We start from the raw sequence: 4,393 nt of genomic DNA on the forward strand, positions 1-4,393 counted from the left end.
CGGGCACAAAAAAATTGCATCCCACCATTTAAATATCTTTTGAAGGATTTGTTTTTCAAATCCGCAGATAAATTTGCAGAACAAAAGATTCTAAATATATAATAACAAGAAAGAATTCTTTATTATTTTTAAGATGATGAAATTCGATGTTAAATTATGGTAGAATAATTTGAAATTGAATTTAAAAAATCTTTGAGGAGGTGATAAAGCTTTCCTAGTTATGGAAGCTAAAGTTTTTATAAACCAATCGTAAGCAAAAAACTGTAGGAGGGAAATTTATGAAAAAGTCATTCATTTTTATTCTTTTAGTAGGAATTCTGGTTTTTACTTTTGTCGTAGGAGTGGGAGCACAAGAAAAGAAGTTGAAATTTGCCTGGTGTCCAACTATTGAAGATCCATTTTATAGAATGATCGGCAAAGGAATTGCCGACAAATGTGAGGAATTAGGTATTGATCTCTTTGTTACTGAATATTTAAAGTCCTGGGGTGCTGAAATCCAGGTTCCAGTTTTGGAAGCCACCGCTGCCCGGGGAGATATTGACCTGCTCATTACCGGTCCTGCTGCTAAAGACTCGTTGATTGCTCCATTAAAGAAAATTTATGACAGTGGTATAGAAGTCCTCACCGTTGATACCTATCTTGGTGATGGAGATTATTCCAAAGAGAGCGATTATTCCTTCCCACTTTCTTTCATTGGAACTGATAACTTCCAGGGTGGAGTTGAAGTCGGAAAACACCTTGCGGAAATGATCGGAGGTAAGGGAAAGGTATTTGTTTCAACCACCAATCCTGATGTATCCAGCGTTGTGGAACGAGTAGAAGGTTTTAAAAAAGGTATTTCTGATTATCCGGATATTGAATTGGTTGGAGTAGAATACAACCTGGATAATCAGGAAAAAGCCCAGCAACAAACTGCCGCAGCTCTCCAGGCCAATCCCGATATCGTTGGTGTGTTTGGTACCAACCTCTTTAGTGCTCGTGGTTCCTACCAGGCAGTGGTTAACGCTGGTTTGACTGGAGCGGTTAAAATTGCTTCTTGGGATGCCACTGTAGACTTGATCAATGCTTTAAAAGAAGGCCAAGTTGACCTGGTCTTAGCTCAAAATCCATATGCTATGGGCCAATTGGCTGTTGAATGGGGTTACAAATTCTTCACTGAAGACGCTGAGGTTCCCAAGAAACTCAACCCTGAATTTTTCTTCTTTACCCATGAAAACGTTAATTTACCGGAATCTCAGAGATATATCTATCAATAAATAATCTTCAATTATCTACAGCACACTGGGGGAAAGACATTATTTTCCCCCAGTGTGCTGTACTCCAGGGTGAAAAATGGATAATGTTAAAACAACACAAGGTTTGTATGTTAAATTAGGAAAGAATTGGGTCATCTTATTTCTGCTCCTTTTGTGTATAATTTTTAGTTTTGTTGGAAAAGGTTTTTTTGCCAATAACACCCTGAACAATGTTTTAATGAGTTCATCCCCTTCGTTACTTTTAGCAGCCGGAGAAACTTTTGTTATCATAACTGGTGGGATTGACCTTTCCATTGGTTTTGTAAAAGGTATGGTATCGGTTATATCTGCTATTGTTATGCGGAATTTATTTGCTATGGGATATTCTCCCTTTATCTGCATATCATTGGGGATCATTGTGGGTTTATTGATTGGTTTATTACCCGGGTTACTCAATGGACTATTGGTCGCCAAGTTTCGAGTGCCTCCTTTTATCGCCACTCTTGGAATGTATGGCATAGCTAATGGAATTGCTTTCGGATTATGCGAAGGATTTCCCATTATTGATCTTCCCCAACAAGCCGGAAGAATAGGAAATGGTTTTATACTCTATTATTTTTCTGGTCTTGGGTTTTCCTTTCTCAAACCACCTGAGGGTATTCTTGACTCTCAGCTACGGGATTTGGTTCGGATTTTACCCAATTCAATTCTTATTTCCGGTATTATCATTGCCATTTTTGGGTATATTTTAACCAAAACCCAATTTGGCCAACACACTTACGCTATCGGTGGAAATATCGATGCTGCCCGAAGAGCGGGAATCAATGTAGACAGCCACTTGATTAAAATTTATACCATTTCATCTTTCTTCGGTGCCCTTGCAGGTGTGTTGTCGGTCTTGGTTTATTCCATTGGTTCACATACCCAATTTTCTGCCAGTTTGGAGCTCTTTGCGGTAGCGGCGGTAGTCATAGGAGGGGCCAGCTTAAAAGGAGGGAAGGGAAGTATTTGGGGTTCTTTTTTGGGAGTTATGGTTCTCACGGTTCTCGAAATTGGTTTTCTCATGGCAGGAATTTTCCCTTTCTATCGTTATATAGCCGTGGGAAGTATATTGGTGTTGGCAGTAATTATTGATCAAACATTTCCTGAATTAGTTTACGATTAAAGGAGAGAATACCATGAGTGCTGAAGATATTCGTAAATTATCAGGAAACAAGCGAGAATGGGGAGTATTAATAGGCCGAAGCTGGGTTTACCTTTTTTTAATAGGAGAAATCATCATTTTTAGTCTTTTGGGGACCGGCTTTTTTAGTGCCAAGAATTTTCAGAATATAATGGTTAATTCCATGACCATTTTGCTTCTGGCGGCCGGACAAACCTTTGTAATAATAACCAGTGGAATCGACTTGTCAGTTGGGTTTGTAATGGGATTTGCTTCGGTGGTTTCCGCCAAGATGATGGTGAGTTTTTATGCCATGGGATTTCCATCTGGCCTTGCCATAATATCTGGTGTTTTAATAACCCTACTCATCGGGCTTCTCCCCGGACTTCTTAATGGTTTTTTAGTAACCAAGATGAAAGTCCCTCCCTTTATTGCTACTTTTGGGATGTATGGTATTGCTTATGGTTTTTCGGAAATCATTAGCTACAATGTTCCGATTACCAACCTTCCTCCGGGGGTTGGAGACTTTGGGAATGGCTATCTTCTCTATTATCTTCCCGGAAAATTTCTGAGCTGGTTCCGGCAACCAGCCGGTCTAGCTCGAGCTGAGATTCGTGAGTTGGTTCCCCTGGTGCCAAACATCTTTATCATCTCGCTTTTGATTATTCTGGTTTTTTGGTTCGTACTCAACCGAACTCAATTTGGACAGCATACCTTCGCTATTGGAGGGAATGTTGATGCCGCCCAGAGAGCCGGAATCAATGTCGACTGGCATTTAATGAAAATCTACATGATTTCATCCTTTTTCGCTTCTCTTGGGGGGATCATGTATGTTCTGCGATTTGTCAATGGTCGAGCTGATGCTGGTTCCGTCCGGATGCTCGATTCGGTTGCTGCGGTGGTCATTGGTGGTGCTAGTCTCTATGGTGGGACAGGAGGGATGATTGGAACGATTATTGGAACATTCATTATAGGAGTGCTGGAGACGGGAATGGTCAATTTGGGAATACCAACCTTTAATAAATATATTTATGTTGGAGTGATTCTCATCTTTGCAGTACTCATCGATCAATTTTTTCCTGAACTGGTCAGAAAGGGAGATTAAACAGTATGGATGATCAAAAGATACCGGTTTTGGAAGTAAAAGATATTGTGAAACGTTTTGGAGGATTAGTGGCAGTCAACAAGGTTTCCATGGAGGTTGCGCCAGGTGAGGTTGTTGGACTCCTCGGAGATAATGGAGCAGGGAAATCAACTTTGATTAAGGTCGTTTCCGGAGTTTATCATCAGGATGAGGGACAGGTAATATTTCAGGGGAAAGAAGTAAAAATCGGAAATCCCATGGATGCTATCCGTTTAGGGATTGAGACTATCTATCAAGACTTGGCCTTAGCAGAAAATCTCAATGTCTATTCCAACATCTTTTTAGGACGAGAAAAACTCAAAAAAGCTTTGGGATTGATTGACGTTTTAGACCATGATTATATGCACCAGGAATCGAAAAAAGTTCTTGATCAATTAGGGATCGAAATTCCTTCTTTGAAAAATAAAATTAAAATGCTTTCCGGTGGTCAGCGTCAATCGGTGGCTATTTCACGTTCCATTTACTGGAATGCCAAACTTTTGATTATGGATGAACCGACCGCTGCTTTAGGTGTTGCCGAACAGAGAAAGGTGCTTGATCTAGTGAGAACTTTAAGTGCCCAGGGAGTAGGGATTATCATCATCAGCCATCAGCTTTACGATGTTTTCCAAGTTGCGCATCGATTGGTAATTTTGCGTCGGGGCGAAAAAGTGGGAGAGTTGATGGTCAAGGAAACCAATCCCGATGAAGTAGTCAGTTTGATGGTCGGTGCTGAGCTGGTTCAGCATGAATAAAAAAACGTGAGTTGTGAGTAGTTAGTCGTTAGCATAGAGGGGTAATAAGTCCTCCCTCCCCCTCACTTTTTCCCTTTAAGAAAGACTGAGGGGAAGAGGAAGCGATGAGGTGAGGGGG

The 4,393-nt window shown here is 40.7% G+C and carries 4 protein-coding genes; all 4 read left to right on the top strand.

Annotated elements, in window-relative coordinates:
* The first annotated feature begins 278 nt into the window (after positions 1-278).
* A complete protein-coding gene (locus tag PLK24_RS08785) occupies positions 279-1,256 on the top strand; it encodes an ABC transporter substrate-binding protein (RefSeq protein WP_324478270.1) in 978 nt (325 codons plus the stop codon).
* 76 nt (positions 1,257-1,332) lie between these two features.
* Positions 1,333-2,400 (top strand): ABC transporter permease, encoded by a 1,068-nt coding sequence (locus PLK24_RS08790; protein WP_324478272.1) that lies wholly within the window; start codon positions 1,333-1,335, stop codon positions 2,398-2,400.
* Positions 2,401-2,413: 13 nt separating this feature from the next.
* On the top strand, positions 2,414-3,502 hold the full coding sequence (locus tag PLK24_RS08795) for an ABC transporter permease (RefSeq protein ID WP_324478274.1): 1,089 nt from the start codon (positions 2,414-2,416) through the stop codon (positions 3,500-3,502).
* Between the two features lie 5 nt (positions 3,503-3,507).
* Positions 3,508-4,275: an ATP-binding cassette domain-containing protein gene (locus PLK24_RS08800; protein WP_324478277.1), complete on the top strand. Its 768-nt coding sequence runs from the start codon at positions 3,508-3,510 to the stop codon at positions 4,273-4,275.
* The last annotated feature ends 118 nt before the right edge of the window (positions 4,276-4,393 follow it).

Origin of the sequence: Atribacter sp., assembly GCF_035418125.1 — a bacterium.
GTDB lineage: Bacteria > Atribacterota > Atribacteria > Atribacterales > Atribacteraceae > Atribacter > Atribacter allofermentans.